The 1238-nt window shown below is 42.9% G+C and carries 1 protein-coding gene; it reads left to right on the plus strand.

Translation table 11 applies throughout. From position 1 onward, the window contains the following. Positions 1–79: 79 nt before the first annotated feature. Positions 80–1238: GMC family oxidoreductase (locus A3750_RS01605; RefSeq protein WP_068547971.1), on the plus strand; the 1159-nt coding region annotated here is incomplete at its 3' end.

The raw sequence follows: 1238 nt of genomic DNA on the forward strand, positions 1-1238 counted from the left end.
GTTTTGGGATCCAAGAATTTCAAATAGCATTTGTATTCTCTAGATAGAAAGTGCATTGGGTCTTTGATGGGAGGGGAAAATGCCAGAGTTAATATACGATTATATTATCGTTGGGGCTGGTTCAGCAGGCTGCGTATTAGCAAACCGTTTAAGCGAAGACGGGAAAAATACGGTGCTGGTTCTTGAAGCTGGCCCCGAAGATAAAAGCTCTATGATTAAGATTCCCGGCGCGTTTGCTTACTTCATGTTTAGTCGAAAATATAACTGGAGATATGAGACGGAGCCAGTAAATGATATTCGGGGAGGTAAGCCTATATTCTGTCCCAGAGGAAAAACATTGGGCGGAAGTAGTGCAGTCAATGCAATGGTGTATATTCGAGGGCATGAGTCTGATTATGATCATTGGCGCGAACTAGGTAATGAAGGTTGGGGGTTCAGTGATTTATTACCCTTCTTTAAAAAAGCTGAAACGAACGAGCGTGGTGGTGATGAGTATCATGGTGATCAGGGGCCATTATATGTTTCTGATACCGTTAATAGTTATCCATTGAATGACTGTTTTATCAAGGGCGCAGAACAGGCGGGTTATCCTCTCACTAATGATTTTAACGGTCCTAATTTCGAAGGGGCAGGTTACTATCAGTTTACGATTAAAGATGGACAAAGGTGTGGTGTTTCAAGGTCTTATCTTAAGCCTGCATTAGATCGCCCCAATCTCAACATTCAATGTGAAGCCTTGGTTCAACGACTGATTTTCGATGAGAAAAAGGCAGAGGGTGTAGCCTATACCAAGGCAGGCCAAGATTTTGTGGTTAAGGCTCGCAAAGAAGTATTGTTGAGTGGGGGCAGCTTCAATTCGCCTCATTTATTGATGCTTTCTGGAATAGGTGAAAGTGAAGAGTTAAAACAACACGGTATTAGCACAATTCATGACTTGCCAGGTGTTGGTAAAAATCTACAAGAGCACGTCGATGCGTGTGTTCTCGTTAAGAGTAAGAAAAAGGATGGCTTTTCTTTATCACCTCGAGGACTGGGACGGATGTTGCCCGATACCTTGCGTTACTTGATGTTTAAAAAGGGTAATTTGGCAAACTCTATTACTCAAGCGGGGGCGTTTCTTAAATCCAATGATGGTGTGCAGGTGCCAGATATTCAAATGCACTTTGTTCCCTTGTTGTTTGATGATTGTGGTCGTGACGCGCGCTTGCTATCGCAACATGGTTATTCCTTGCATGTCT

This window comes from Oleiphilus sp. HI0079 (genome assembly GCF_001635105.1).